The 26,252-nt window shown below is 55.2% G+C and carries 24 protein-coding genes and 4 pseudogenes; 17 read left to right on the top strand and 11 right to left on the bottom strand.

Annotated elements, in window-relative coordinates; translation table 11 throughout:
* Positions 1-16: 16 nt before the first annotated feature.
* Positions 17-298 (top strand): annotated as a pseudogene (locus tag ACQKEN_RS03635) (transposase domain-containing protein); the annotation flags it as partial.
* Between the two features lie 153 nt (positions 299-451).
* Here the strand turns inward: ACQKEN_RS03635 and ACQKEN_RS03630 are convergent.
* The gene (locus ACQKEN_RS03630; protein ID WP_427683699.1) at positions 452-1,510 is read right to left on the bottom strand and encodes an ADP-ribosylglycohydrolase family protein; all 1,059 of its coding nucleotides are present in this window, start codon (positions 1,508-1,510) and stop codon (positions 452-454) included.
* Positions 1,511-1,517: 7 nt separating this feature from the next.
* Positions 1,518-1,772 (bottom strand): hypothetical protein, encoded by a 255-nt coding sequence (locus ACQKEN_RS03625; RefSeq protein ID WP_427683698.1) that lies wholly within the window; start codon positions 1,770-1,772, stop codon positions 1,518-1,520.
* A gap of 116 nt (positions 1,773-1,888) precedes the next feature.
* Between ACQKEN_RS03625 and ACQKEN_RS03620 the strand changes: the two genes are divergently transcribed.
* Positions 1,889-2,764: a WYL domain-containing protein gene (locus ACQKEN_RS03620; protein ID WP_427683696.1), complete on the top strand. Its 876-nt coding sequence runs from the start codon at positions 1,889-1,891 to the stop codon at positions 2,762-2,764.
* A gap of 72 nt (positions 2,765-2,836) precedes the next feature.
* Here ACQKEN_RS03620 and ACQKEN_RS03615 read toward each other — a convergent pair whose 3' ends face one another.
* From ACQKEN_RS03615 to ACQKEN_RS03605, 3 genes are all read right to left on the bottom strand, one after another.
* The gene (locus ACQKEN_RS03615; protein ID WP_427683694.1) at positions 2,837-3,472 is read right to left on the bottom strand and encodes a hypothetical protein; all 636 of its coding nucleotides are present in this window, start codon (positions 3,470-3,472) and stop codon (positions 2,837-2,839) included.
* Positions 3,473-3,487: 15 nt separating this feature from the next.
* Positions 3,488-3,973, bottom strand: a complete 486-nt coding sequence (locus tag ACQKEN_RS03610; RefSeq protein ID WP_427683693.1) for a hypothetical protein — start codon at positions 3,971-3,973, stop codon at positions 3,488-3,490.
* Positions 3,974-4,701: 728 nt separating this feature from the next.
* A complete protein-coding gene (locus tag ACQKEN_RS03605) occupies positions 4,702-7,161 on the bottom strand; it encodes a helicase-related protein (RefSeq protein ID WP_427683691.1) in 2,460 nt (819 codons plus the stop codon).
* Between the two features lie 6 nt (positions 7,162-7,167).
* On the opposite strand from ACQKEN_RS03605, the gene ACQKEN_RS03600 reads away from it, so the two are divergent.
* The gene (locus ACQKEN_RS03600) at positions 7,168-7,290 is read left to right on the top strand and encodes a hypothetical protein (protein WP_427683689.1); all 123 of its coding nucleotides are present in this window, start codon (positions 7,168-7,170) and stop codon (positions 7,288-7,290) included.
* A gap of 35 nt (positions 7,291-7,325) precedes the next feature.
* Here ACQKEN_RS03600 and ACQKEN_RS03595 read toward each other — a convergent pair whose 3' ends face one another.
* Together ACQKEN_RS03595 and ACQKEN_RS03590 are read right to left on the bottom strand one after the other, a co-directional pair.
* Positions 7,326-9,146, bottom strand: coding sequence for a hypothetical protein (locus ACQKEN_RS03595; RefSeq protein WP_427683688.1), 1,821 nt, complete (start codon positions 9,144-9,146; stop codon positions 7,326-7,328).
* Between the two features lie 167 nt (positions 9,147-9,313).
* Positions 9,314-10,615, bottom strand: a complete 1,302-nt coding sequence (locus ACQKEN_RS03590) for a hypothetical protein (protein WP_427683686.1) — start codon at positions 10,613-10,615, stop codon at positions 9,314-9,316.
* A 430-nt stretch (positions 10,616-11,045) separates the two neighbouring features.
* Between ACQKEN_RS03590 and ACQKEN_RS03585 the strand changes: the two genes are divergently transcribed.
* The 5 genes from ACQKEN_RS03585 to ACQKEN_RS03565 all read left to right on the top strand — a co-directional run bounded on the left by ACQKEN_RS03585 (position 11,046) and on the right by ACQKEN_RS03565 (position 18,057).
* Positions 11,046-11,468 (top strand): hypothetical protein, encoded by a 423-nt coding sequence (locus ACQKEN_RS03585; protein ID WP_427683685.1) that lies wholly within the window; start codon positions 11,046-11,048, stop codon positions 11,466-11,468.
* A gap of 71 nt (positions 11,469-11,539) precedes the next feature.
* On the top strand, positions 11,540-13,297 hold the full coding sequence (locus ACQKEN_RS03580; RefSeq protein ID WP_427683683.1) for a dynamin family protein: 1,758 nt from the start codon (positions 11,540-11,542) through the stop codon (positions 13,295-13,297).
* Positions 13,294-15,531: a dynamin family protein gene (locus ACQKEN_RS03575; RefSeq protein ID WP_427683682.1), complete on the top strand. Its 2,238-nt coding sequence runs from the start codon at positions 13,294-13,296 to the stop codon at positions 15,529-15,531. Before ACQKEN_RS03580 ends, ACQKEN_RS03575 begins: the two co-directional genes overlap by 4 nt.
* Positions 15,528-17,636 (top strand): dynamin family protein, encoded by a 2,109-nt coding sequence (locus tag ACQKEN_RS03570; protein ID WP_427683680.1) that lies wholly within the window; start codon positions 15,528-15,530, stop codon positions 17,634-17,636. Before ACQKEN_RS03575 ends, ACQKEN_RS03570 begins: the two co-directional genes overlap by 4 nt.
* A gap of 82 nt (positions 17,637-17,718) precedes the next feature.
* A complete protein-coding gene (locus ACQKEN_RS03565; protein ID WP_427683678.1) occupies positions 17,719-18,057 on the top strand; it encodes a YkvA family protein in 339 nt (112 codons plus the stop codon).
* Positions 18,058-18,464: 407 nt separating this feature from the next.
* Here ACQKEN_RS03565 and ACQKEN_RS03560 read toward each other — a convergent pair whose 3' ends face one another.
* Positions 18,465-18,686, bottom strand: coding sequence for a hypothetical protein (locus tag ACQKEN_RS03560; protein WP_427683677.1), 222 nt, complete (start codon positions 18,684-18,686; stop codon positions 18,465-18,467).
* A gap of 69 nt (positions 18,687-18,755) precedes the next feature.
* Here ACQKEN_RS03560 and ACQKEN_RS03555 point away from each other — a divergent pair, with 69 nt between their 5' ends.
* The 8 genes and pseudogenes from ACQKEN_RS03555 to ACQKEN_RS03520 all read left to right on the top strand — a co-directional run.
* The gene (locus tag ACQKEN_RS03555) at positions 18,756-19,448 is read left to right on the top strand and encodes a hypothetical protein (RefSeq protein ID WP_427683675.1); all 693 of its coding nucleotides are present in this window, start codon (positions 18,756-18,758) and stop codon (positions 19,446-19,448) included.
* Between the two features lie 43 nt (positions 19,449-19,491).
* Positions 19,492-19,926, top strand: a complete 435-nt coding sequence (locus tag ACQKEN_RS03550; protein ID WP_427683674.1) for a hypothetical protein — start codon at positions 19,492-19,494, stop codon at positions 19,924-19,926.
* Positions 19,927-19,941: 15 nt separating this feature from the next.
* Positions 19,942-20,274, top strand: coding sequence for a hypothetical protein (locus ACQKEN_RS03545; RefSeq protein WP_427683672.1), 333 nt, complete (start codon positions 19,942-19,944; stop codon positions 20,272-20,274).
* 274 nt (positions 20,275-20,548) lie between these two features.
* On the top strand, positions 20,549-20,827 hold the full coding sequence (locus tag ACQKEN_RS03540) for a hypothetical protein (RefSeq protein ID WP_427683670.1): 279 nt from the start codon (positions 20,549-20,551) through the stop codon (positions 20,825-20,827).
* Positions 20,824-21,333, top strand: a complete 510-nt coding sequence (locus ACQKEN_RS03535) for a hypothetical protein (protein WP_427683669.1) — start codon at positions 20,824-20,826, stop codon at positions 21,331-21,333. The genes ACQKEN_RS03540 and ACQKEN_RS03535 overlap by 4 nt, the downstream gene beginning before the upstream one ends.
* Positions 21,330-21,713, top strand: coding sequence for a hypothetical protein (locus ACQKEN_RS03530; protein WP_427683667.1), 384 nt, complete (start codon positions 21,330-21,332; stop codon positions 21,711-21,713). Before ACQKEN_RS03535 ends, ACQKEN_RS03530 begins: the two co-directional genes overlap by 4 nt.
* Positions 21,714-21,744: 31 nt before the next feature.
* Positions 21,745-22,554, top strand: a complete 810-nt coding sequence (locus tag ACQKEN_RS03525) for a hypothetical protein (RefSeq protein WP_427683665.1) — start codon at positions 21,745-21,747, stop codon at positions 22,552-22,554.
* A 145-nt stretch (positions 22,555-22,699) separates the two neighbouring features.
* Positions 22,700-23,144: pseudogene (locus ACQKEN_RS03520) on the top strand (transposase); the annotation flags it as partial.
* 193 nt (positions 23,145-23,337) lie between these two features.
* On the opposite strand, the pseudogene ACQKEN_RS03515 reads toward ACQKEN_RS03520, so the two are convergent.
* Both ACQKEN_RS03515 and ACQKEN_RS03510 read right to left on the bottom strand, forming a co-directional pair.
* Positions 23,338-23,498 (bottom strand): annotated as a pseudogene (locus ACQKEN_RS03515) (integrase); the annotation flags it as partial.
* A gap of 248 nt (positions 23,499-23,746) precedes the next feature.
* A complete protein-coding gene (locus ACQKEN_RS03510) occupies positions 23,747-24,262 on the bottom strand; it encodes a hypothetical protein (protein WP_427683663.1) in 516 nt (171 codons plus the stop codon).
* 362 nt (positions 24,263-24,624) lie between these two features.
* Here ACQKEN_RS03510 and ACQKEN_RS03505 point away from each other — a divergent pair.
* Positions 24,625-25,156, top strand: a pseudogene (locus ACQKEN_RS03505) (IS5 family transposase); the annotation flags it as partial.
* Between the two features lie 336 nt (positions 25,157-25,492).
* Here ACQKEN_RS03505 and ACQKEN_RS03500 read toward each other — a convergent pair.
* Complete coding sequence (locus ACQKEN_RS03500) at positions 25,493-26,050, bottom strand: inovirus Gp2 family protein (protein WP_427683811.1); 558 nt, start codon at positions 26,048-26,050, stop codon at positions 25,493-25,495.
* Positions 26,051-26,252 lie beyond the last annotated feature (202 nt).

Here is a 26,252-nt window from a genome sequence, read left to right as displayed (position 1 = left end):
GCCACCTGGCAAACAACTGGAACAGTACGTCGAGGAAGGCTATACGCCGATTGACAACAATGCCGCCGAACGTGCGATCCGCCCCTTCGTGATCGGAAGGAGGACTGGTTGTTCAGCGACACGCCGAAAGGCGCGACGGCCAGTGCTCAACTGTATAGCTTGGTCCAGACCGCCAGCCAACGGCCAAGAGCCCTATGCGTGGCTGCGCCACGCACTTGAGCGCTTACCAAAGGCGACTTCGGCTGAGCAATACGAAGCCCTGCTGCCTTACAACTGCTCCCCGGCATCGCCTAGCTAAGCGCGCTACCCACTTGAGTCGTTGGGGTTTACGGACCGCTTACGATTGACCGGCTGCGAACACACTTCCCCGCGTTAAATTCTTTATACCCTTGTGCCAGCACCCTAGCTTTACCACAAGCTTTGGTGAAGCGAATATTGACGGACCTACGGATCAATCGCCTGGGTAAGCACAAACAATTTCTGCATCAAACTCGCCGTACATCCCGCAGAAATCCTGTGGCACCCGCTCGATATCTTTTGCCATGCGTTCAATCACTGCTCGGAGTTCCAACCGCTCGTACCAACGAGAGGGGATAGCCGCTGAACCGAATTGAATACCCAGGAGATGACCTGCGATAGCTCCGGTGCTATCGCTGTTGCCGTCATGGTTCACCGACATGATTACGCCCTCTTCTAGGTCGCGCGCAGAAAGCGCACACCACACACCAATAGCTAGCGCCTCCTCAGCTACCCAGCCACCCCCAAAGCTGGCAATGCGCTCTGGCGTGGGTCGGAAGCCTTCATAGAAGAAGAACAGAACACGCTCCAGCGCGGTACGCACCTCATCCATGCCATCAACGTCACCGTACCGAGCAAGGCTCTCAGTCAAGGCATGCTCCAAACTGGCCGAGCGGTCGGCCATGCGCTGCAGAATGTCTGCGAATACACCTGCAGCCAGGTAACCGGAGGGATGCCCGTGGGTCAAGCGGCCGGATTCGCTGGCATACTCGAAGGCATTACCAAAAAAGGCGCAAGGTGCTACACGCATCACCGCGCCACAACCCTTGCTGTCGTTCTCAGCTAGTTCGCCGAAGTGCTTAGCTGCTCGCAGCGACTGAAGACACGTTTTACCTGGAGCCCGGCGTGACCATAACTCCGTATTACTGATCAGCCACCCGGTGCGCTCGACCGCCATCGCGGATGGGTAATCTTGAGTAAGTAACCAACGAAGTAATGCATGGTGAATCACGCTAGGCACGTGGCAAATACCGCGGGAACTCCCACGAACAAAAGCGCGCAGCAAACCTTCGGCAGTAAAAAGCATCATCTGCGTGTCGTCGGTAATAGCACCCTGCACCCCATATGCCGGAGCGAAATCAGTGATTCCGTTTACGCCATATGCCTTCTTGATGTCTGTCCAAGCGAGAAACTCTACGGGAGCGCCAAGCGCGTCGCCGACGGCACCGCCCAATAGGCAGCCTTTAATACGATCCAATCTGTTCACAGCCATATCTCCTTTAAACCGCGGGCAACATGGCTTGTAGAATCGCTACCTTGCGCAGCAGTTGCTGCACATGGGCCTTCTCAGCTCGCAAAGCAGAACGTAACTCGGCTTGGTCGAGTACGCATGTTTTCGGTCTCTGTGGATCGAGATCCCATTGGTCGAGTACCTGCCCCATCTTGCCGAGCTGCAGGTAATGCATAACCAGCAGCGAAAGAATCGCTACTAACATCACAAATGCCGCCAAGGCGACCCAATCCCAGCTATCCATATCCTGCTCCTTCGAGCCGCGCACTCACGGCTGATAGGAACAAGATATGTAGCTTTACACGACACGTCTATTCTGTAGACTTGTACAGGTAAAGTATTCGCACACATGGAGGCAGAATGAAGCGCAGGCAGGCAATCGAACAAGTTCGCTGGGATCTCGCATTACGTTATCGGTTGATCGAAACGGTCGCTTGGTGGGAAGGCCGGCTGACCACGGTTCACTTGATCCAGAGCTTCGGTATCAGTCGGCAGCAGGCGTCCAAGGACATCAACACCTACATCACCGAACATGCGCCTAAAAACCTTACATACGACAAGCAGCTGAAGGGCTACGTCCCTAGCAAAACGTTTAAGCCGCTTTTCATTGATGACAGCGCGAGCGCCTATTTGCACTTGCTGTATCAGAACAACTCCAAGGCTCCGCACATTGAAGGACTGGCCTTGGCTTACGCTCATACCAAGGTACTTGAGGTGCCAGATCGCTCGATCAAGGCAGAAATCCTCCGACCACTGCTCAAGGCCTGCCGCGAACACCTGCGCTTGGATGTCGATTATGTGTCTCTAAACAGCCCCGACCCAGAAGGTCGTACCATTGCACCACACACGTTGATTTACAGCGGCATGCGTTGGCACGTCCGGGCGTATTGCGAAAAGAATCGGGAATATCGCGACTTTGTGCTAAGCCGGCTTCGGGGAACGCCAGATATTCAAGACGGGAAAACGGAAAACGGCATTGAGGCGGATACAGCCTGGAACACTCCAGTAACGGTCATCATCAAACCCGATAAGGGCCTGACCCAGGCGCAGAAGCTGATCATCCAAACGGACTTCGGAATGATTGATGGGCAGCTGGAAATTCCGAGCTGCGGAGCATTAGTTAAGTACATCTTGCAGCGATACCAGATCGATCCAAAGCATCTCGACCCCAAGCCAGAAGCTCAGCAAATCGTGGTAGCTAACTTGAAGGAGTTGAAGCCTTGGTTGTATGACTGAGGCGCTAGCTACGCATCTTTATCTCTGGGGTCGTTGGCCATGCCGTAGGAGTTGAGATGAAGCGGACGCTGATTAGCCCTGGCCGTTATCTGTAAGAGTACGCATACGAATCAAAGCCAAATTCAGGTTCAAGGAGCCCGCGTCTACCAGATCTAATATCTTCTTACCCGAGTCCAAGGAAAGCACATTGGCGTCCAGAGCGGAAGAAATGAGACTTTCTAGCTCCTGCCTTTCAGACGATGTCTGGAGCTTCGAATCAACTTTAGGAACCAACCGGGCGCTGAGTCTCTGGCTGATTTCTTTGCGAACTCGATCTTGCTGGGCACCCGATCGAATTAATTTCACGGCCCCATATCCCACGGCGCCGACTACGGCAGCTGAGCCAATGACCCACCCAACCGGAGTAGTAGTTACGAACACTCCTCCGAGTAACCCGGCCAAAGATGTTGACCCCAATAGAGAAGTAGCCCCTGCTGCGCCTGCGGCTACCCCCGACAATGCGGCACCAGCAAGAGTACTGCCGGCAACCACAGCACCGTCGCCTATCACTCCCACCCTGTCGCGAGCTTCCAGTTGGGAAATGGCCTGAGCCACCTTTTTGACTTGATCATCCCTATCCCCCAGTGGAGTGCCCCCTAGTTGAACATCGCCGCCGCGTTTGAAAACGGTTTGGCGTAAGTGGTTGAGTTTTAGAACATAAGATTTCATTCAGCGAAAGCCTCATCAAGGAACGTTCAGATAATCACTGACGGCTACAAAAATTGACCGAAGAAGCTCGAAAAACTTATGGGCTGTTTGCATCGCGGCGACAAAAGGATCTGAGGATGGCATACCTGCATCGAAAGTTGCACCAACGCCTGCGCCCCACAACATCGAAATTTTGGCCGAGATTGGGGCCAGCAGCGGACCGAGAATCGGAATAGTCGCCACGAGAACGCCTACTGCGGCCCCGAGAGCGATGCCTACGCTAATACCTGAGTTTGCTTTAAGAAACGCAAGTATTTGAGAAACGATAATCTTACCGACTCCTATCACCTCTCCGGCTACCCGTTTGGTGGCGGTCCACACTGCCTCCAGTCTGGTGATGATTTCGAGTGGAATACCAAGCGCTAGTGCATCGACCAAAACATCATCAAACCGGTCATGCGAGTACTCTGCATTTAGCAAAGTCAGCTCTAAAGCCCCTTGATCTTTTGTAAGAGTGACCATTGATCGTCCCTAAAGTCCTGAAGCTCGCGGGTTGCTGGTAGTCTATCTGCTGGCAATTTGCCTTATAAAAGTAGCTATCGCAATGCTCTTCGAACCGTGGTGGCAATACGAGTCATGTGCTGAATCTATCAGTCGTGGAAGGGATAGCAGTCGACTGCCGCCCTACCACACCCCCGAAGGGGCGGGACTAAAGCATACCCGGGTTCGTGACCAGTGATTCTTGATAGGAAAAGCGCTGCTGTAACCCGTCAATCGGGCTTCGTCATTTCGAGCCAGATCGCTGCAAGCCTCTGCTAGCGTCTGCAAAATGGAAACCTGCTTATCCGCGCCAGGCCACATTACTCCCGTCTTGGAGGCGGGGTCTTTTGACTGTTGAGCCATGCCATTTTTCCCTGCAGATGGCTTATGGGATGCCTCAGTGCCCTTGAGGGACCTCTACATAGCCTCAATGGCCATTGGCTCATCGTGTAGGAGACCACCTTCCGAGTACACGAGGTTTATATCTTCCTACTCTAGATTTGCAAGGGATAGGGGTGTTTCACGTGATCATTTGGGTGCCGTCGCTGCAGCCCCCAAGCTCAGCTAAGTCAAGGTCGTATTATCGTGTTTAAATTAGTCGAAGGGTCAAGCCCTCTCCAGCAGAAAGGCAGACCTACAGGTTAGGTCGACAAATAGAAGATCAGCTTTGCGAACCGAAATCGCAGAAATAAATGTCCGCTCTCCTGGATTTATCCCCGCGACGGCGAAAAACAAGGCGCACTTTTCTGCAATTGCGCCAACACCTCCTCGTACTCCAAATCTCCCTCTGCCTCTCGAGCAGGAATCACTTCTCCATGTAACTGAGCACGCAGGTCATCCCAACGTTCCAACAGGACCTGCCAGTTATGCTCGTCGTAAGTCCCTCGAAAGATCACCGGATGCACATCAATGCGCGGCAGCTCTGACGCTGGACTCCCCCGATCTAGCGCTTCACCCAACCGGCGACTCCAATGACTGCCCACTCGATCGACTCGGCCGATCTGTTGTTCGACCACACCGGGGTTCCACTCCGGGTGCATGAGGATGACGGTCTTGCATGCCTGATGCAGGTTGAGGCCTTCGCGGCCGACGGTGGATTGGGCCACGAGAACACGGGGAAAGCTGTTCGGGCGGTTGAAGGCCAGTTGCAACAAGCGGCGGGTAGATTGTTCAGTGCCGCCGTACATCAGGCGAGCGAAACCACCCTCCTGGTGGGAAAACTCAGGCTGCAGACGGGCGAGTAGAAGCTCCCATTGCAACGCAATTTCGCCGATATCCGGTGTGTGGGGATTGTCGTCCGTGTGCTGGTCGCCGGCAGCGCTCAGCAGTTGGCAAAAGGCGATGCACGCTTGCTCAGGCGTCAGATGTTCGACGTCCCCGCCAGTGAAGTCGAGGATTGCCCGGGTAAACAGCGCCACGGGATGTTTCTCGGCGGTACCCACCAGCTCCTTGTTGAGCTCGGCCTCCTGAAGTTGTTTGAACATCGCGCGGGGTACCTGCTCATGTTCGGGCAGTCCCGCATCCAGCCAGCCGAGCAGACGCCGGCGTAGCTGCTCCCGACGTGTGCTGTGGGTGCTGTATTGATTGGCCATCAGCTCAGGGATGGTGTTGAGTTTCAGCCGGCAATTCAGCTGACGGTGCGCAATCTCCACTGCTGCCCATTCCGAATGGTCATCGGGCTCGTCGGCACGAGCCTGGATTACGTTTTGCGGCCAGTAACGGCCGGCCTCAAGGCTACGAAGCATTTCACGTGCGTTCAGCAGCCGGACCAAGGCTCGCATGGGTGCGGTGAAACGGCCGAACACCAGCACCTTTTCCTCTTGCTCGTGTGCGGCTTCAATGGCCGTGATGGTGGCCAGAATTGCCGGGTGCTCAAACAAGTGGTGGGGATGCTGAAACGCCTGCGCAGCCGTCTTCAACCACCACTGCACGCGTTGCTGGCGCTTGTCATCGACCGCGCTGGACTGTCCGTAATCCGGCAGGGTAGAAGGCTCCGCTGGTTCATTAATTTGCGCCAGGAGGTCAGCGATTCCATGCCCATTGGCCAGGGTCAATCGCAAGCGTTTGGCTGTTGAGTTTTCGTCCAATCGCGAGGCCACGGACAGCGCCTCGGTTGCGCACACGGCCTGTCGCCAAGGTAACTTCAGCGTGCGTACATCCACACTGACGGGCTTTTGGGTGTTGCGATAGCTTTCCCCCTGAGTTTCTTGGGCGAAGCGTGAAACGTCGGCGTCTTCACGTTTATCCCGGCGCAGCAGATAAGGGCTCAACGTCGATTGAAAGGCACTGGCAGCTGCCTGATATTGTTGACGGGCAGTGTCGCTGGAACGCCAATGAACGCGTAGATGACGGATGGCCTGCGCAAAGTCGTTGATCACAGGCTGAAGTTGATCGCGCACTTTTTCGTCCAGACCAAGCCGTTCGAAGGTTTGCCGCCATTGCTCGACATCCAGCTCCAGAGGAGTCGCTGTCATGCACAAGCGACGGCTGTGCTGAGTTCCCTGCACCAGGTTATCGAGCAACCGGCTCAGGCCGCTGTCAGTGCCGCGACTTTTATGGGCTTCGTCGATCACCAGCAGGTCGAAGGAGCCCAGGCCAAACCCGACCACCTGTTCAAGCCAACTCCGATGAGGAGTACCACGGCGGTAATTGGTGTGAGTATCGGGGTTTGGCCAGGCATGCCCGGTCGTGACGTCAGTCAACCAGGTGTAAGCGGGTTGCGCGGCGTCTTCGCTGATACGCCCCACAATACTGGCGGCGGCTCGCTTGACCCTTTCATCATCAGAGCCTGACAGGTGGTAGCCATTTGGATACTTGAAACCTGTCTCTTTGCGCCAGCTTGCGAAGACTTCCGGCACCAACTCTCTGCGCCAGGGCGTTGCGTTCTCGCCCATACGCCAGTTGGCAAAGGTATGGGACAGCACCAGGGTGGACTCCTGAAACCATGGCTTTTGATCAAGGACCTCTTCGGCACTCCAGGCTTCAAAGTAGCCGAGCAGACCACGCAATATCGCGGGTGTTGCGACGCCTCCCAGCTTCAGCTCTGCCTGCCACTGATAGCCCAGCCCTGGCGGGGCGATGACGGCGGCTCGACCGCCAGCGTCCTTGACTGCGCGAATCAGCTCGACAGCGATACGGGTCTTGCCCATTCCCACTTCGTCGGCCAGCACTACCCCGTGTTCGCCAATACGATCGGCCAACGCATGCAGGCTGGCTCGCTGGCCTGGATTCAGGTGCGCAGCCGCCGCACCTGCGTCATCTGCAAGTTGTTGCTGTTGCACCGCCCGTTCGCGCAGTGAAGCCGCAACGGTTGCCCAACTGAAGGCTATCCCCTTCATGGCAGGACTCCCAAGGGATGTGAGGTGTCGAGTTTCCAGTGGGCCTCGATATTGCTCAGTGCGGTTTCGTAGCGCTGCCCTTGCGGATGGTCCGCTGTCTCGGCAAAACAAGGCCTGAACGCAGGTTGGCGCAAGGCATGGATGGGGTTGATTTCGAGTGTCAGAAACTGCTGCAACAACCCGCAACCGGCGGCCTGAATGAGTGATTGCTCCAGCCGGGCACACCACACCGGCCAATCCCGAGGCTCCAGCGCAGTTTGTTTAGCGGCGATACCTTCGATCAGTTCCATCATTTGCCGGATCGGGTAACGCGCCGCTTCTTTTCCTGGCGCAATGGCTCCCTGTTTGTCGGCAGAGCGCTTGCTATCGTCGAATGCGTTGGGCAGTTCTTCTTCACCGGGCGAGTGTGGAAAACTGTCGAGTTGCATCCACGCATCCTCCAGGCTGATTTCTGGCAGCTCGGTGGCCGCCAATCGGCCAAACCCATCCAGCACCGGCACCGTCATGACATGCGTTGCACCCGCCTCTTGCCAACTGACAACCACCTGCCGCGGTCGTGGTCCGCACCAGGCGAAGCCTTGACCCTCAACATATGCACAGGGCTGTTGCGACGTATCCAGCACTGAGTATTTGCCGAGCGAGCGATCATCGGCGCTCAACCAGCCTTGCTCTGGTGCATCCGAGTCGCGCCACATCAAGTAAGCCACGGGCGCTGCGCTGAACACCTCGCTCCCCACCTCAAGATCCTTGCCTTGCTGCAGCGTCTCAGGGACGCATTCCTGCTCCCACTGAATCGGCAGGTAATAGCCAATCGATTCGGGATCAGCGCCCCCCGATTTTGCCGGGTACCAGTTCAACGGCGCCGGAGCGAATACCACCCCGGCCTCAAGGTTGCCCGTCGATCGCCCCATCTTCAGGGTGAAGCCCTGCCGAGTAAGATTGCCCGAGCCAAGGTACAGCCATGGGCTGGCTGTTTTTTCAGAATGCCCAGTCTCGCTGGCGCTGAAAATGAACTTGGCATGCAAGGTGCGTTTTTGCACGTCAGGAAAGTAGGCCGGCTGAGCTGCAGGTCGTACGCTGACGCTGGCAGCCGTCAAGTTCGCGGCTGCCGCTGCAATGCCCTGGCAGCTCGCCTCGTTGACAAACAGATCTACAGTGCTGGTCGCCGTCAGCAGACGCGGCTCTCCCGCTTCACCGCGCAAGCACCTGATGATGCTCAACGGGACCGATGCATGCTCACCGGGCATTGAAGATTCATAAAAGCCCGAGCCCATGGCTAAGTAGTTACGAGCCGTTTCTCGACCCGAGGCATAAACGACTTTGGCTGGCAGTTGGGCGAGCAGCGACGCTTTTCGGTTATCGAAGAAACGCGCGTTCAATCCGCAAGCTTTCGGCTTGACCTGCTTGTGCAGGATCGCGTCAATATCCGCCACAGCCTTGGCTGTCAGCGGGTTGGCGAGCAGCGCACGGCAGTCGTAATGCTCCCGTAGCCACAGCAGTAGACTCCAGGCGCTGCAGATATCTGTCCGTACCTGCTGCGTTGCCTCGGTGGGTGCTGCCAGTTCGTCGCTGCACAGGTCCAGGCGCCAGATCAGGTCAAGGCTCTGCTCTGATGTCTGCCGGGTCCAGTTGCCGGTGGACACAAGCAAACGCAAGCACCAGGCTTCGCTCTTGTCAGTGCTGCGGTAACCCAGCACCGCGACCTTGGCGTGCATCAGGTTGAATGGCAATTCAGCTTTCGCCCAAGGTAAATGCAACAGGCCCGGCACTTCGACCGGGGTAATCTGGATCGCGCGCGGGTCCAGCATCAGTGCCAATAGCGTTTCCCCGGCATAGGCACGCTGATTGGCTTGCTGGTGACTGAAACGCTCAATCGCATCGTTGAGAAACTTGTCGTCAGCCGAGAAGCCGCACAGCCAACCGAAGTGGCCAGTAAAACCGTCCGGCGTTTCGAAGTGTTGGGCCAGAGAGGCAGGAGCATGACTCATAAACTTACCTCTTCAAGAGCTACTGCTGGAGCCGAGGTGAGCCAGGCGCTCAATTGGCCCCGGAGATCCAGGTCCAGTCGATGCAAACGACCTACACGATGGGAAATCCAGGCTGGCAAAGCGGCGTGGGAAGCCTCGCCTTGGGCCTCGATAACGGCTTGGCCAGTATCGACCTCCAAAACCTGATGCTGGAACGCACCGCCAGGCAGAATGTCCTTGCCTTGCAGACGCAGAACCCGACCGTCGCGGCTCACCAGACTGGCCAACAGGCTCGAACTATCAGGATCCATACACTCATGGCAGAAGGTCGAGGCGACAGGATCGATTCGCTGCCGCTGAGGGTTACCCAAAAACAATCGGGCCATTTCGCGCAAATGGGTGATGTGCGCCGAGATGTGTTCGGGCAGGACACGCCCTAACTCGAACCGCTGCGTGCTCAACACCGCCATGTGCTGCTCCACCGCGTTCAGCACGTCGTAGGCGGCATCCTGCACTTGAAAAAACAGAGCGCCATAATGCAAGTCGTTCCAGTGTTCGGTATCGATTTCATCGGGTCGCTCGGCCCAATCGAACACGGCTTCCGGTTTGGCGTGACGAGCCCGTACCCAGCCACGTATGGCTGCACGTCGCAAGCCACCGCTGGCTGGCGAGAGTTCCGCATCGATGCGGCGAGACAACAGCGCACGGGCCTGTGCGGGTAATACTTGCAGAGGCGAGAGCAGCCCGGAAACGGGGTCTTTCAACCTATCTACAGAATCGCCTCGTTGTGCCCACTGCACCAACTCCTCTAACAGCGCTCCGTCATCCCCACAGCAGGCGTTAACGAATTCATGACCAAAGGCCGTGCAGGCAAAGGCATTAAATCGCTCACCCTGCGCGCGCACCAGCCCCAAGGCCAACAATGCCTGGCCGGTCCCCATTCGCATCGGCTGGCTGACATAGAACCCTGGCTTGCACAGGGTCTTAAAGTTGAAATACGCCTTGCCGCGCAGCTTCTCCGAACCCCGCACCCGGGCATCACCCTGGCCCTTGTTCTGTTTGAGCGCGTAGTAGCAGCCCAACGCTTCAATGGCGTTGGCCGCATTAATGTTCGAGACATTCGACTTGCGTTCGCGCAACTTCTGCGCGAGCGCTATACCCAGCATCGCCAAAAACAGCTGTTTGGCGTACCACACGCCGCCCATGCCAGGGACAGCGCGCTCGTTGTACTCACGCACTGCGGCGCCAATATCAAGCGTGCGGGTGCGTATCTCGCCGTCCAATTGTTCAGGACCAGAGAGTCCCCAGGTCATGCTCATAAAAGGCTTCCTTTGCGTTTGCAGCGAGTCAGCATTTGAGCTGGCGCATCGCCAACCACGGTAGCAAAATGCCACAATCTCGTCCATGTCGCTTCGGAGGGATCTCCATGATCGACATTACAAGTCCCAACTAAAGCATGTCTGCCCCATGCCGATATCGTGTAGTAGATCTCACTCGCAGGCACTCACGCCTGCACGCACAAGGAAGTTGCGAATGTCTGTGGCCATTCTGATTTATCCACGCCTCATCTCTCTTCTTGTACCCCGCTGCCCTGCCGCTGAACGACTGGCCACAACCCGGCTGACTTCGCGGTGAGTGCTACACACCGCTGCTTATACGATCCAGATGTCGCGCGCGACACAATATGTCGCGGGCATGTTCGACATTTACTCGTCTTGTTTTACATCTGAACCAGCGAGAGATATTCCCATGCATGAGTCCTTCTATCCGTCGCAGAAACGCTCGAAGCAGCCCACCGTGTTCCTGGCCATCGACATGTGGGGGATTGAAGGTGAGTACGCCGACGGAAACTGGCATGTCCTGCTTCGCAGGTTCGCTCTGGACTGGAGCAAGAAATATCCGGACCAGGCAACAGCAACGCTGTGGTCAAGCGTTCAACCCTGCAGCCTTTTCGCCAATGGATCGTCTCGCTACGTCTCCGGCAACTCCAGGTTGCCCGATGCGTTTTTTCAGCAACTGGAGAGTTTTCTACGCTCAGAGTTCGGTAACTGCGCCCGTATTGGTGGAGAAATCCAGGTCAATCCGGATGAGTGGCAGGTGTACCTGCACTTTGAGAACGGCGCAGTCTGGGAGAAGTACAACGGCTATGAATGGAGGGAGTTCAAGCTGTGAAGCGACCGGAGCCCCTCACCCACAACAATGCCCATAAACGTTTTTGATATACGCAAGGATTCGTACTGATCATGTTGAAAACCCAAAGCACCTACCTCAACTATCTGAAATCCATCCTGCCGCTCATTGTAGAAACCTCGATCCAGCCCGATGAGGTGACGCGGCTGCAGAACGATATCGAACATACCGAACTGCTCGTCCCCGTCATTGGTGCGTTCAGCGCCGGCAAGAGCAGCTTGCTGAACGCTTTCCTTGGCGAAAACGTCCTAGGTATTGGCCTGACTCCCGAAACCGAGTTGGCCACTGAGTTGCGCTACAGCAATGACCCGCATCTCCTGGCCATTCGCCTGGATGGTAGCAGTGAACGCCTGGACGTCAGCGCTCTTGCCGGTATCAAGACTCGCGCCAACGAATTCACTCACCTTCAGTTGTACCTGGATAACCCGCGACTCAAAGCTTCGCCCTCACTGGTGCTGGTTGACATGCCGGGGTTCGGCTCCTCATTGGCCAACCATAACAAAGCGATCGCGTATTACCTGCCCCGTGGCGTGCACTTCATCGTGGTAACTAGCGTAGAAGACGGCAACATCACTCAGTCGATGTTGCGTCAACTGGATGACCTGCAGACCTATGGGCGTGATTTCACCTTCCTGCTGAACAAGGTCAACTTGCGCTCGGACGAGCAAGTACAGGAAGTGGCGGAACTGGTCGACGAGCAGATCCGGATCAACTTTGTCGACACGCGTCCCCTGGTCAAGGTGGGACTCGACGGTGATGTCCAATTGGGCGAAGTGCTTGAGCGTCTGCAACCCGAACAAATCGTTCGCCAGGTGTTTGAGGATCGACTGAAGGACCTGACCCATTCACTGCTTAACCAGATCAACCTTGCGCTAACCTCGCTGAAAAAGAACCAAGCCGAAAATGAATATGCCTTGAGCGAACTGGCCAATGGCATTCGGCAGATCGAGCGCAAACGCGACGGTATTCTTGAAGACCTGCGCGACAAGCAACTGGACCGTGCCGTCGACAGCTGCCTCAACGCGGTCGGCCGTGAGCTTGATAACGCACAGTCGGAACTGGTCAGCGCCGGTCTGGCGGGTAATCAGGAAGCTTTTTCGCGGATCGTATCCGAAGTAGTCCGAAGCTCGATGACCCGCACCATTAAGGAGCAGATGGACATTCTCAGTCGCTCCGTTGTCACCGACTTTGCGCAAGCCGTGGGTGACCTTGGCAAGAGCATGGGCCAGTTCAGCAATGATCCCAACTGGCTGGACCAGATCACTGACAGGATCAACCGAACCCTGCAAAAAACCGGAGAGGCCCTGGGCAACTGGAGCGAATCGCTGGCCACGCGCAATACAAACGAACTGAAAAGACTGAAACAAGAAAGTGGCTGGAAGGACGGAAACCCGCTACCCAAAGTGAGCTATCAAGGCCTGGCCACCGTGCTGGCAGTCACAACATCGGTAGTCAATCCACTGATCGAACTGGCCATCATCTTTCTTCCGCAGATTCTGTCCTTCCTTAATGAGGGGCGTCAGCGTGACCAACTCCGCCAGAAAGTGACCAATGAAATCATTCCTTCGGTTAAACGCGAGTTGCGGGATCGACTGCCGGTCCTGCTCGCCGAACAGATGGAAGTGCTGGTAACCCAAGTCAGCGTGGAGTTCGAGCGCGAAATCGGTGAAAAGCAGAAGCTCATTGATGAACTGGTCGCCAGCCGCAATCACGATACCGAGGCGGCCGAACATCAGATCGCGCTGCTGACCCGCGCCAGAGAACAACTGCAACAACTCGCCAAACAAGCCCTCTACGAGTCGCAGCAATGAACGCACAGCACGTCCTGGATCTGAACCAACGCCTCCATCAATGGATGGAAAAGTACAACCCTGAGCTGGAAAAAGACATCGCTCAATGGCTGCGCAAGCACGCCATAGACAGCACCGAAGACCTGGACAAAGCCTTCAGCCAATTAGTCGAAGAGAATCGTTTGCTGCAGATCGGCGTCGTGGGTCGAGTTAAGGCCGGCAAGTCTTCATTGCTCAACGCTCTGATCTTCGACGGTCATGCGATTCTGCCAAGGGCTGCCACCCCGATGACCGCTGCGCTGACCACCCTGACCCATGGCGACACCTTCGGGGCCGAGGTTCAGTTCTACAGCGCGGCTGATCGGGAAAATATCGAGCAAAACGCCCTGCGTTACGAGCAACGAATTCGCGAAGAAAGGTCTCGCGCCTACGAAACGCTGAGCCAGCGTCGTCAGCGCAGTGGCCGACACATAGAAGACGGGCAGTTCCATACGGACGTCGAGAAAACTGCCCGGCGAGCCCTGCAAGGGGAACATGCGCTGGCGGCTGCCCATGACCAGTGGCAGAGCATTCGGAGCTCCAATGTCGATTTCAGATCCCTCGACAGCCTGGGTCGCCTGCAGGCAACTGATGCTCAGTCATTGGCCGACAAGCTGCTGGACTATGTCGGCGTCGGCGGCAACTACATGCCGTTGACCAAAAGCGTCGATATCTTCCTGCCGCTGGACTCGTTGCGTAACGTGCGCATCATTGACACCCCGGGCCTGAATGACCCTGTGCAGTCCCGCGAAGAACGTACGACAGCCTTGCTCAAGAATTGCGATGTGGTCTTTATCGTCAGCCCTGCCGGCCAGTTTCTCAGTGAGCAGGACATCGAGATGATGAGCCGGATCACCCAGAAAGAGGGTATCCAGGAACTGGTGTTGATCGCCAGCCAGGTCGATAACCAGCTGTATGGCAGCGACACGCGCCAACCCACGCTTCAGGGATCGCTGGGCAAGATCACCCAGACGCTCAGCGTGCACATGGTCGATACCCTGCAACGCTTGAAGGTCCAGCATCCGGAGATCGGTGCGACTTTCGACAACTTAATTGATAAAGGCGCCGGCAAGGTCCTGCATACCTCAGGCATGTGCCACAGCCTTTCGGTACGTTTTGACCAACAGAACGAATGGGACAGTGGCGAGCAGAAGGCGTGGGAAAACCTTCAAGTGAATTACCCGGACTTCTTCACGCCAGAGCATGCCGAGCGCTGCCGTGACAATCTCGACTTACTGGCCAATACCGACGCTCTGCGGGCGGTGCTGGACAGTGTCCGCGTGCAGAAGGACCGCATTATCGAAGATCGCCGAGAAGAACTCATTCGCGCCAAATCCTCGGCGCTTGAAGCGTTCCGGGCCGACTTACTGAACTTTACCCAGGCCAAATATCAGGAAGTCCGCAATGCCGATATTGAGGAGCTGAAGGCTCAGAGGCGCAAGCTGGACAGCATCATGGCAGTGGGCACATTTGAGCTCGATGGAGTACTGAACAAATGTGTCGCAGAGTTTCGCACACAGTTAGATGATGTTCTTTCCAAAAAACTTGAGAAAGCCTACGGCTCCGCCCAGACGGCAGTAGAATCTTCGATCGACGAAAAAACCGAGAAAAGGGAGGAAGTCCGCGACAGCTTCGCTGCAAAAACTGCCAACTGGCTTTGGGGTGGTGGTCTTGAAACCCGTCACTACACCGTATTCAAGTTGTTCTGGCGCAAGGTACACAACGAGCTGGAGGAGTTCGCCGAAGGCTTGGCAGGCACCCTTAAAATCGCTAGTAAATCGCTGACCGAACAATTCCGCGAAGAACTCATCAAGGAGTCGACCAAGGTCGCCAGACGTCATCTTGGCGACGATCTGGACGCTGCATTGATCATACGGACCAACCAAGGCCTGGTGGCACGTCTGGAGCTTCCCGTCTTTGAGCTCAACAGCTCCGACTTGCGCAAGCTGAAAGGTACCGGAAGTCATCTGCTGGGCGAGGAGGCACGCAAGTTTCTTGACGATGCCCGACATCTTCTGGAGGCCCTCAAGGGACAGGCCAAACAACAGATCCGTCATTTGAAGAGTGACGTTACTGAAAAGCTTCCATCCTCCTACGGCAATGCTTTTTTCCAGGATATGGATGCGCGCATGGAACAGCTGGAAGAACAGGTCGGCAATGCACTTCTGACCCTCGACCGCCTGCAACGCATGGCCAAGGAACTGGAGGCGGTATGAAGACTGAACTGTTTCCTCCTGTGCTGATGACCCAACTTGATAAACTCGGCCAATTGTTCATCCGGCGTCGCAAGCTGCTGCGCGACGGTGTGGTCGAAACACTCAAGGTTGCGGATGATCAACACGATGCGTTGACACGCGAATATCAGGGCACAGTGGCGCGTCTTGAGGCACTGACTGCCGACCATGGGCAACTGACCGAGCGCCAGGCCAGCACCGCCGCCGAGCTGACCGACACCCGGCAAGCCTTGCACGGGGTGCAGCAGTCGCTGGAGCAGGCCAATACTCAGCATATGCACGCGCTGCAGACGGCGCGGCTGCGCTTCGACACCTTGTCGACGCGGCAGGCGCAACTGGTGCAGGAACGTAACAGCATTGAGAACGCTCGCCAGGTCCTCGAACAAAACCTCGAGCAAGCGCGCCTTGAACTGCAAGCCGGTGCCGAAGCGCTCAAGGCGGCAGATAAGCGTCACGAGGTACTGACCCAAGAGCAGCAGAACACCCTGGAGCGCCTTAAAACACTGACAGCGGAACATGGACAACTGACCGAGCGCCAGACCAGCACCGCTGCCGAGCTGACCAACACCCGGCAGACACTCGAAGGTCTGCAGCAGTCGCTGGAAGAGGCCATTGACCAGCATCAGCGCGATCAGGAACAGGCGCGCGAGCGCTTCGACAACCTGTTGATGCAACATGCCCGACTCGAACAGGAACGCAACACCGTAGAGACGCAACGCCAGGCTCTTGAGCAGACGCTGGAAGAGATGCGCCTGGAGCTGCGAGCAAGCCTCAAGGCGCGCGAAACACTACAACAGATCCATGAAGAGGAACAACAACAGCACGCTCAGTTGGCGGACGAATTTCAGGCGTTGAATCAACGCCACGGGGACACCTGGACGCGCTTCCAGCTCATCTCCCGGCTGCTCGCGGCTCGCCCTCGGGAAAGCGCTGGCCTGGCCCGTTTCAGAGAGTTGTTGGCGAACGATTACATGGTGTTCGCAGACAATGAATCGTCCCTGGCCGCCGAAGCCAAGGCCCTCATAATGTTGCAGTCGATCCAGCAGGAACTGGCCTTGCTCGTAGGCTTTCCAGACGTTCATGAGCGCACCATCGTCGGCATTGTCGGTGGCTTCAGCAGCGGCAAGTCCGAGTTCATCAACAGTTTCATCCGTGACCCCGAGGTGCGCTTGGCGGTCGGTATGCAGCCAGTCACCGCTATCCCCAGCTACGTGCTGGCGACTGATGAACGGATGATTCGCGGGTACTCCACGAACGGTGGCCATATCAAACTGGATGTGGACTTCTACAAAAGCATCTCCCATGCCTTCATCAACTCGTTCAGTTTCGACTTGAAGAGCCTGATGCCGTTCATGTGCGTGGGTGTTCAGATGAACCCTGACTACTTCAGCAACATTTGCTTCATCGACACGCCCGGCTACAACCCACCGGCGACGGCGGCCGAACACAGTCAGGGTGACAAACGCACTGCCATCCAGTTTGCGCAGCAGTCCGACGCGATCATCTGGCTGATCGGGCTCGACGCCAACGGCACGGTGCCTGACTCAGACCTGGACTTTATCCAACAGATTGGCGTCGAGCAGCGGTCGGTCTATGTCGTTCTGACCAAGGCCGACCTCAAGTCCGAAGACGACATCGAGTACGTCATGGATGAGGTCCAGGACATCCTGCAATCCGAGGGAATGGCAGTTGTCGGGATCAGTGCGTACAGCTCCACCCTGCGCAACGAAGTGGCTTATCGAGACGTGCCACTTCTGGAGTTTTTTTCCCAGATCAACCAGCAGGGCGATGCGCGGCAGCATCTGGATGGGCGTCTGCAAGAGGTTTTCTCGATGTATGACGACGCCATCCAGGCGGATATCGCCACGATACGCGCGCAAAAAACAGCCATTAACGGACTTCGGCTCGACAGCTTGGAAATTGGTGGCAAGGATGTTTATGAGCGAATGCTCGGCCCCATCAACAAACTCGACAGCAAACTGGATACAGCACCATTGGAGCGCTGGCTCAAGGAGTCACGACGTCTGTTCGAGGACTTCAGCGATGCCGTCCGGCTGACTGCGGAAGTGCCCGAAACAGAGGTATAGAGGCGGCTTTGGCGAAAACCACTTCACCGTCCATCTTGATCACACAACCCTCGTCAAAACCAATGACCGTAGAGAGAAACCCATGTCAGACAACGCATTTGAAAAGGATTACTCAGACGACTCGTTCTGGGACAAAGTTAAAAACCATGCGAAATCCGCTGGCGAGGCGGCACTAGAACCCGCACTGAAGATGTACTACGCCGCAACCGACTCAGACACGCCCACCTGGGCAAAAACCACCATTTATGGTGCGCTCGGCTATTTAATCTCTCCGATCGACGTCATCCCCGACATCACGCCAATCGTGGGCTACACCGACGACATCGGAGTGTTGTGCGCAGCGTTGGCAGCGACCGCTACTCATATCAAGGCAGAACACGTGACCAAGGCGAAGGAAACACTGAAACAGTGGTTTTCCTGATCTGACCGGGAAGCCTTACTACAGGTCCCGCTTGGGGTAAGGCTTCAGCATAAGCAGGTGCAACCGTCAGCGTCATGGCATGGCATGGCATGGGCACAAACCATTACATCTCTTCAGAAGAGTCAATCTCATGGATTACCAAACTATCAAGACGCGCCACTGACTTGAACGCGACAACCATCACGTCAACCAGACATTGCGTGTGCATCGGTCCTTGCGCCGCACTGCGCGCCGCCCGGGCGCCTGCAACGCAGCAGACAGCACGGTTTTCGCCGCCTTCGACGCGCTAGCCTCAAGCATGGTGCGCAGCGTCTCTTCCTGAATACCTTGCCGCACGATCTGCCCGTTTCTTGTTGAGCAAACAAAAGAGGCCGACCGGCCTCTACAACTACGCGATCCAACCTAGATCAAGTGACGAAACGTCGGCTCGATAATGAGGCTGTGGAGCGGTTTTCAATGTCTTCGAGGGACACATCTTCTAGAAGCAACCCGGTCTGGGTCTCCGGGTGTGCGTCCAATTGCGGGTTATCCCGTCCATTATTTGTACTCAGAGGAAACTCAAAAAGAGCAGCTAATGGCCCACACAGCACGGCGAAATCCAGCCAGAAAATAATCATCATTTTAATCATAAAACAATCATTGCAAATATAACATTTACTGCTAGTCTATGCCCATACCTACTGACTGAGAGGAAGACGATGCGCAGCTTCTGGCGTAACCAACTCGAGAAAACCTTCGTCGCTGCGGAGACAAAGCTCGGCCTGGACGAGATTATTCAGGAGGCACACGACGCCTATTGGGGGTCGTTAGGGGCGTCGCTGATGAAATTTAACGGCGAAATTGACCCGACCAAGCTCAACAGTCTGGATCAGCTCTACAACGGTGAAAGCGCGGTGCGGACAGCGGCCCAGGATTGCTACGACTACGCAATCAATGGCCGACTCAGCCTCGCCAAAGATGGGGAGGAAGAAACGAGAATGAATGACAACTGGGCTCGGCTGGCAACGCTAGTGCTCTCCGCCCGGCCCGATATTGAGGTGTTCTCACCTCAAATCGGTGGACACGAGATGGTTTTACCGAAAGGACTCGAGCACCTGCTTTTCCAGGCGCTGGTCAGAGCCCGCCTTGACTTGGATACCCACCCGAAATTTGAAGATGACAAGGCGGTGCCCATGTTCTTGTCGGGTGAGGACAACTGCGGCTACCTGACGCTAAAAGAAATCGCGGTCTTGGGACAGATGTCCGAGCGCGCCGTGCGCAATGCAGCGCAACCCACGGCGGCGGATCAACTGCAAACGCGCAAGGAAAAAAGCCAGACGGTGGTCGACTCCGAAGAGGCGTTGCGCTGGTTGAAAGGTCGCCGGGGCTTCATTGCTACCCGTGCGGATTAACGCCAGCTAACCCAACAATTGCCTATCACCAAAGGACATCACAATGAGCCTTGAACAGTTCAGCGCCCTGCTTTCCGCCTCCAACCACACCTTTGCTCACCCACTGCCGGCGGAGTTGCTGCTGGCCTCCGAAGGTGATCTACAGACCTTCTATTCCCCGTTCGATCACATCAATGCCAGTGCTCGAATCGTGGTGTGCGGTATTACACCCGGCTCGCAACAAACCCGCCTTGCTCTAACCGAGGCCGCTAAGCAGCTGCGCCTTGGCGCCTCGGTTCAACACGCCGATCAGGCCGCCAAGGAAACCGCTAGTTTCGCCGGCCCCTTGCGCAGCAACCTGGTGAGGGTGCTGGATCAGGTTGGAGTCCATACCCTGTTGAACATTGACAGCTGTGCCTGTCTGTTCGACACCCACCGGCACTTGTTGCACTCCACGTCGGCACTGCGCTATCCGGTGTTTGTGAATGGTAAGGATTAAAGCGGCAGCCCCAGCATGCTCAGTCGCAGCACCCTGCGGCACCAGGTAGAAACGCACCTGGCAGAGGAAATTCGGGCACTGGGCCCGCAGTGTCTCTACGTGCCGCTCGGGCCCAAGGTCGCCGAAATCTTCCAGCACCTGCAAGCCAAAGGCCTGCTAAAACCAGAACAACTGCTGGATGGACTGCCGCACCCTTCGGGAGCCAACGCGGAACGCATCAGCTATTTCCTCGGCAGCAAGGCTCGCGAACAGCTGTCGAGCAAGACCAATGCTGCCGTGCTGGATATGGCCAAGGTACGGATCCTGGCCAAGCTGGCCACCCTGCGCAGCAAAGGCATCATGAACTGAGTCCGCGAGCGCGCTTTGATAGCAAGACGTGATCTCACCGGCACTGTGGTAGTCACCGCCTGGGGTGGGGCGGCAATACCCCCCTCTCGTCTCGCTGGGCGTGCCCAGCTTACTGCTCAGCAGTGCAGCGGCTCTGATCTTCAGTGCCGCTTTTTTTCGTCTTACCAACCATTGCATTGCCCGTACCGACCAAAAAATCACCAGCGATAAAAAAGCCATAATATGGCTTTTAATAAATCCATAACTTGGCTATATTGCGAACCATCCACACAACATGAGTGATGACGACATGCACACCGGGCATCTGCAGGATCGAATGAGGCAACGCGGCATTTCAGAGGCCATGATTGGGGCGATTCTCACCCTTGGTGACTGGAACGCCCGAGGAGACAAACTTGTACTCCCAGAACGCGCCATTACCCCCTTGCTACAACAGAAACGTGTAGAACTAAAAATGCTCGAGCGGCTGGCACGACGCGGTGGTGCATCGCTCGTTATCGAGGGCGAGGCCTTGATCACCGTCTACTCCAATTCTAAGAGAACACATTTATGAGTCCTGAAAACGCCAGAAGCTTTTCGGTAAGTAGACGGTCGATCCTCGATGGTGATTACACCCTCGACATACACCCCGAAGCCTTTGCCGATACGGCCAGTTCCGAGCCACTTCAACGGGTAAAAAGCGAGCGCAAATACAATGTACGCATCAAGCAACACGACCTGTATCTGCTCGATGCCTTAGCAGAGCACGAAGGCGTATCACGTTCAGTGCTGATTAATAAGCTCCTGCATGACGTGTTGCTTGATGAGTTGATGAGCATTCCTGATCGAGACGCTCGGGCGCTGTTGGCCAAAACCGCCGATGAGCGCGCTGCTTACGATGTGTTGTCCAGACCTTGGGTATTCGATGCCATCGGTTCTGAGTGTCAGCATCTGCTGGAGAACATCCTGGCGTTCAACGCGCCGTATGAAATGATGCCGGATCCCAGCGCGCCTGAAGATGCCTACAACAGCGATACATTCATTGGAATAAAAGAAAAGTTGGCAGGGGTAAAAAAATGAGCATCGGTATTCTTTCGACGGTGATCCAAGCTATTGGCGAAGCCCAGATAGAAGCACGAGCAGAGCAACACGCCATGGTCAATGTACGACCCGGCGAGAAGGTCTCCGCCATGCTGGACCTAGTCGCTGAACTGTCCGGGAAAAGCGCCACTGGGCTTGTTGCAGAAGTCCTCTCAGCACGTCTCCAGGCCTATGCGGCCTCCGCCTTCGCGCATGCCGATTCGATCATGGATGCCGCTGAACAGGCACTCAAGCAGGATTGCATGTTCCAACCTGGGTGCGCGTTGGACCTGTTGGCAAAGGCGAACGTGATCACCATACAAACCGGGCTGCAGAACAAACGTCCAGCGCTGTTAATAAACCATCGATCACAGGAATAACGTAATGGATTGGCATATTCAAGGAGGGCCCATGGACGTCAACGAAGCACAGGTTTACCTGACTAAAAGCAGCATGGGTAAATTGAAAAACCTCTATTTTGAATCGGTCAACGAAGTGGATGAGCACGTTAGGACAGCGGTCTACAGGGAAGACTTGGCCTGGATACTATCAGTGGTTGAGTTGAAATCGCTGTATGCCGAGCTGCTGGTAGCGTCCGGTATCGAAAAATTTAGGATCTCTGGCACCAAGGCCCAACGAAACGATGGCCTGCATCTATTCAGAACCAATGGACCACTGAAGTACCACTTCGATAGCTCCTGCGGCTACCTGAATTCGGATTATTTGAACTTTAGTATTCCGCCGGAAATAAAGCTAAAAGGCCCCGACGAGATCGAAAAATTCCGGGTATTCGCTGAGGCAAACAAGCACTTGCTGCAGGACGATCAGGAAAGATTTCTGACCGCATTAGAAGCCCGATTCTTGCTGAAGACCAGACCGCAAAGAATTGAATACAATAATTCCGGTCAAAATGAATTCAGTCTGCTTACCGTGGAGGAAATGGAGCAGGCAATCCAGTCACACCTTCGGGCTGCTAAGGAATTTCACGAGGCGAACCCTGAAGTCAGAAAGCGAACCTTCGCACCAAGGCGTGTGATCGACAGCCCGCAGGCAACTGACCTTGATAGGGAGTGGCATAACGTCTACAAGCACCTATTGAAATCCATGCTAAGCCAGTATTACCGGAAAAGTCATGATCACTCTCAGGAGGAGAGCTTTCTAAAATCGTTGGGTTTCGAAGCTTGCAAGGCATGCGCGAAAGCAGCCAACACACGACTGTAGAAGTAGTAGAAACGCTTGTTCGTGATGGTCATTTTTGGCCGAACAGCCTGCGCACAAGCCCGCGGCAAGCCAACCTGGAACTGCTGCGATTAACATAAATCCCGCTTCTCAACGTCCGCTCTTGGCCCAGAGTATGTAAACACGCCTTCACCTGATCAATTTGGGTTTCGAGGGTGCTATTCCTGCTGACACAGGCCGACCTGCTTACCACTCTGAAGTCTTGCTGAAGATCAATATCTATGGCTATCTCAACCGAATCCAATCAAGCCGACGCTTCGAGCGAGAAGCTAAACGCAACGTTAAGGTGATGGTTGACGGGGCGTTTAATGCCGGATTTTAAGGCTATCGCCAACTTCCGAAAAGATAACAGCAAGGCCATCCACGGCGTCTGTCGCCAGTTCGTAGTGCTGTGTCAGCAGTTGGGATTGTTCGGTGAAAATCTCGTCGCCATCGATGGCAGCTAATTCAAAACCGTCAACAACCGCGACCGTAGCTTCACCTGCGCCAAACTGAAGCGGCGCATGGAAGAAATCGAATCGAGCATCAACTGTTACCTGACGGCACTTGATACCGCGGATCGGCAAGAGCCTGTTGCTTATGACGAGTTTATTGCCACTATCCGGCACATATTGCAGGCGGGGGCTGACAGATCTCTAGGGCTTAACACTTCACAGCCTAAGCAAATACAGCGCCACCTTACGCTGGAACCACGCTTGGCTGTCATGGCGTTTCTAAGCCCCAGGATACCTTCCGGATGGGCTATCTGATGCTTCTCCCTTTAGAACTGTCGATTGCTGAATCGAACAGCGCTAGATTTCTAACGTTTCGGGCAAGCTTCAGTCTGACCCTGATGCCCCAGATGTCGCGCAGGCGCAGCGATGCTTTTTGCCCAACCAATTTGCCTTATTCCAGACCTGGTGTGTAGAGCCGCGGGGTGCGTTCATGTCATAGCCTCCATCTTGAGAGGCTTGAGGATGAACGTCATTGTGACTGGCCGCAGCCGGCCATACGCTACCTCTCACCATGAGCAGCCAGCAGCCAGCAGCCATCAGCCAGGAGCAGCCGGTGTCGGCAGGAAGTAGCGGTCCTCAACGTCTGAATTTACTGAGCTTCTTTCTTGATGAAGAATAGGACCAACGCCTGAATTAACCCACGCCACGAAGCGGCATCGGCTTGAATGAGTTGTCATGTGCTATCGGCCTCGGTCAAACAGTGAGCCGTCGCTACCAAGCCAAACGCCATCACTAAGATAAACTTCGTCACTCAGATCACCAGTTGAAAGATCATTGTAGAGTTCAACCATTTCTTCTCTGGCGCGATATCTTACGTCTGTGTATGACTCGTAGATCTCAAAAAATCTGCTGAACGCGGCGGCGAGCTCGCTGTTGAAATCTTTGTCGTTTTGATTCCTGTGCTGAGTGATGACGCATATTTTTACGTATTCTCTTCCAGCCCAATCCCTTTCTACCGATGGAGATGTCTCAAGCTCGGCTCCTAGTCGTAACGCAGATTCAATCAAGCGGAGCTGGTTGGCGCATACCTTGACGCGCCCATGATCCTCGCTTGCAGTGGCAGTCATAAGCTCCCACTGAGGATCATCCCCAAGAATTCTTAGAAAACCTGTCTCTTCTCTGACAACAACGTAGCTTTCTGGGCTGTTCAGTCCAGTTTTTTTGGATTGAAGAATCTCAAAGGTAATGTCTTCCATGCTGCTCCTCTTGCACATAGCTTAATTAGACCGTACCAACCCGCAGGCCATGTCTAGCGCTCTGGGTCTAAAAAGTGGTGATTGAAGAGCCCCGGGATGGGCTTCCAACCTAGCTCCTAACCATGTGAGCTGTGTAAAACACATTACCAAATTCAGTCATAAATCAGCGCGCAAGTTTGTACTGCCATCCGTTTACCTCGGCAGGGCAATGCGGCCATCGTCCCCAGCGCAGCAAAGCCATCAATGGATTTTCGAAAGTTTACCGGTTTGGGGTAGAAGGTATACCCTTTCGACTTTGGCGTCGGGTCGCATCATGAAGCTGGCTCCTGAAGGAAATCGGGAGCACAGCATCAGGCGTCAGCTATCATGCGCCGAGTTTGACCAAGAACAAGGACGGCAAGCGCGACCCCGAAATGCACCAGACGAAGAAAGGAAATCAATGTTTCTTCGGGATGAAAGCGCACATCGGTGTCGATGCCGGATCGGGTTTGGTGCAAAGCGTGGTGGGCACGGCGGCCAATGTGGCGGACGTCACCCAGGTCGATCAGTTACTGCATGGCGAGGAAACTTACGTCTCTGGTGACGCCGGTTACACCGGTGTCGAGAAGCGTGCGGAGCATCCAGAACGCCAAATGATCTGGTCGATTGCTGCACGGCCCAGCAGCTATAAAAAACGGTAAAACGAGTTTGATCGGTCGCATGCGTCGCAAAATCGAACACGCGAAAGCTCAAGTGCGCGCCAAGGTTGAGCATCCGTTTCGACTGATCAAGCGCCAGTTTGGTTATACGAAAGTGCGCTTTCGGGGCCTTGTTAAAAACACCGCGCAACAGACCACGCTGTTTGCTCTGTCCAACCTATGGATGATGCGAAAACGATTACTGAATGCAGGATAGGTGCGCCTGTAATGCGGACAGTGAGCGCTGAAAAGCGCTCGTTCGCCGAGAAAGCGGGCAGTGATCGAATGAAAGGTCAAGTTTTTGATTAAAGTAGGCGTTTTCCGCACCTTGAAAGCGCGGGCGGGGCAAAAACTTCTGCCTACTTAAGACCTTCCCATGCTCACGTGGGCTGCGGACCCGCCTGAGCAGGTCAATTGGCCAACATGACCTGCATTCCTACCTAACGAAGGGTTGCGAACAGCATTTGCGTCAGACGTTCAGTTCTAGGCCTGTAGAGCTTCTCTAAGCGCCGCTATCGTGTGTACCGGCAGTGTCGTAACGTAATCTTCAGACCTAGTAATGACACTGGATGCTACATCCGTGGGTCGTTAGATCCTTACGTGCAAGGCTATACCCAATGTTCCGAGCTCCATCTCGCACCTTAGAATATTCTTTAGACAGGTACTGCATCGCTTCAAGCACCTGCCGATACCCATGACCGTTGATGATTTTGTACTGCCCCCCACGAGAGAAATTGACAAGGCCCCTGTAGACCTCAGCGTTCAGCTTCAAGGCGCTTGCCCAAGCCCCTTGGATGCAGCGCGCTAGGTTATCGTCATCAGAATTGAAGTTGCCTAACCCGCGATAAGCATCTCGGTTAACGACGATCATGAGATGATAGTGAGGTCTTTTACTGACAGGACCGAACTCCCTGACCCATACCAGACGCACATCGGTGGGATGTGCTCTCTTACCGTCCCTACCGGCTCTGGCACGCTGATACTTGACCTTAGACCTTAATGACTGAGTAAACTTGTCCAGTACTCTATTATCAGGTATCTCGCCTGCAGGCATTGCCTTAGGAAAACGTAGCTCTAGTCGTACGACAAGCAACCTACGATAATCTTTCATGGCGTACCGGAGTACGCCATCAATGATCTCGAAGTAAGAAAAGATATTAAGACTGACGGGATTACTCATATAGGTACCTCATTCATTATGAATCGATCACCCATCCCATCATTAAGATGGGCTGGATACGTATTGGGGAAGCACTAGTGGCAAGGCGTAGCAGTGCCTACTTCAGGTTATGACCTGTGGGTGGCGCACTGAT

The organism is Pseudomonas sp. NPDC078416, from assembly GCF_050268485.1.
Classification (GTDB): Bacteria; Pseudomonadota; Gammaproteobacteria; order Pseudomonadales; family Pseudomonadaceae; genus Aquipseudomonas.
Note: the sequence above shows the minus strand (reverse complement) of the source record. Positions and strands in the feature narration are given on the sequence as shown.

Excerpts from the sequence above, each read along its gene's own strand:
- ACQKEN_RS03555 (WP_427683675.1), top strand. The coding sequence starts at position 18,756 with ATGCGCAGCTTCTGGCGTAACCAACTCGAGAAAACCTTCGTCGCTGCG.
- ACQKEN_RS03585 (WP_427683685.1), top strand. The coding sequence starts at position 11,046 with ATGCATGAGTCCTTCTATCCGTCGCAGAAACGCTCGAAGCAGCCCACC.
- ACQKEN_RS03560 (WP_427683677.1), bottom strand. The coding sequence starts at position 18,686 with ATGATTAAAATGATGATTATTTTCTGGCTGGATTTCGCCGTGCTGTGT.
- ACQKEN_RS03540 (WP_427683670.1), top strand. The coding sequence starts at position 20,549 with ATGAGTGATGACGACATGCACACCGGGCATCTGCAGGATCGAATGAGG.
- ACQKEN_RS03550 (WP_427683674.1), top strand. The coding sequence starts at position 19,492 with ATGAGCCTTGAACAGTTCAGCGCCCTGCTTTCCGCCTCCAACCACACC.
- ACQKEN_RS03530 (WP_427683667.1), top strand. The coding sequence starts at position 21,330 with ATGAGCATCGGTATTCTTTCGACGGTGATCCAAGCTATTGGCGAAGCC.
- ACQKEN_RS03500 (WP_427683811.1), bottom strand. The coding sequence starts at position 26,050 with ATGAAAGATTATCGTAGGTTGCTTGTCGTACGACTAGAGCTACGTTTT.
- ACQKEN_RS03510 (WP_427683663.1), bottom strand. The coding sequence starts at position 24,262 with ATGGAAGACATTACCTTTGAGATTCTTCAATCCAAAAAAACTGGACTG.
- ACQKEN_RS03545 (WP_427683672.1), top strand. The coding sequence starts at position 19,942 with ATGCTCAGTCGCAGCACCCTGCGGCACCAGGTAGAAACGCACCTGGCA.
- ACQKEN_RS03615 (WP_427683694.1), bottom strand. The coding sequence starts at position 3,472 with ATGAAATCTTATGTTCTAAAACTCAACCACTTACGCCAAACCGTTTTC.
- ACQKEN_RS03590 (WP_427683686.1), bottom strand. The coding sequence starts at position 10,615 with ATGAGCATGACCTGGGGACTCTCTGGTCCTGAACAATTGGACGGCGAG.
- ACQKEN_RS03535 (WP_427683669.1), top strand. The coding sequence starts at position 20,824 with ATGAGTCCTGAAAACGCCAGAAGCTTTTCGGTAAGTAGACGGTCGATC.
- ACQKEN_RS03525 (WP_427683665.1), top strand. The coding sequence starts at position 21,745 with ATGGACGTCAACGAAGCACAGGTTTACCTGACTAAAAGCAGCATGGGT.
- ACQKEN_RS03575 (WP_427683682.1), top strand. The coding sequence starts at position 13,294 with ATGAACGCACAGCACGTCCTGGATCTGAACCAACGCCTCCATCAATGG.
- ACQKEN_RS03630 (WP_427683699.1), bottom strand. The coding sequence starts at position 1,510 with ATGGCTGTGAACAGATTGGATCGTATTAAAGGCTGCCTATTGGGCGGT.
- ACQKEN_RS03570 (WP_427683680.1), top strand. The coding sequence starts at position 15,528 with ATGAAGACTGAACTGTTTCCTCCTGTGCTGATGACCCAACTTGATAAA.
- ACQKEN_RS03610 (WP_427683693.1), bottom strand. The coding sequence starts at position 3,973 with ATGGTCACTCTTACAAAAGATCAAGGGGCTTTAGAGCTGACTTTGCTA.
- ACQKEN_RS03580 (WP_427683683.1), top strand. The coding sequence starts at position 11,540 with ATGTTGAAAACCCAAAGCACCTACCTCAACTATCTGAAATCCATCCTG.
- ACQKEN_RS03620 (WP_427683696.1), top strand. The coding sequence starts at position 1,889 with ATGAAGCGCAGGCAGGCAATCGAACAAGTTCGCTGGGATCTCGCATTA.
- ACQKEN_RS03565 (WP_427683678.1), top strand. The coding sequence starts at position 17,719 with ATGTCAGACAACGCATTTGAAAAGGATTACTCAGACGACTCGTTCTGG.
- ACQKEN_RS03625 (WP_427683698.1), bottom strand. The coding sequence starts at position 1,772 with ATGGATAGCTGGGATTGGGTCGCCTTGGCGGCATTTGTGATGTTAGTA.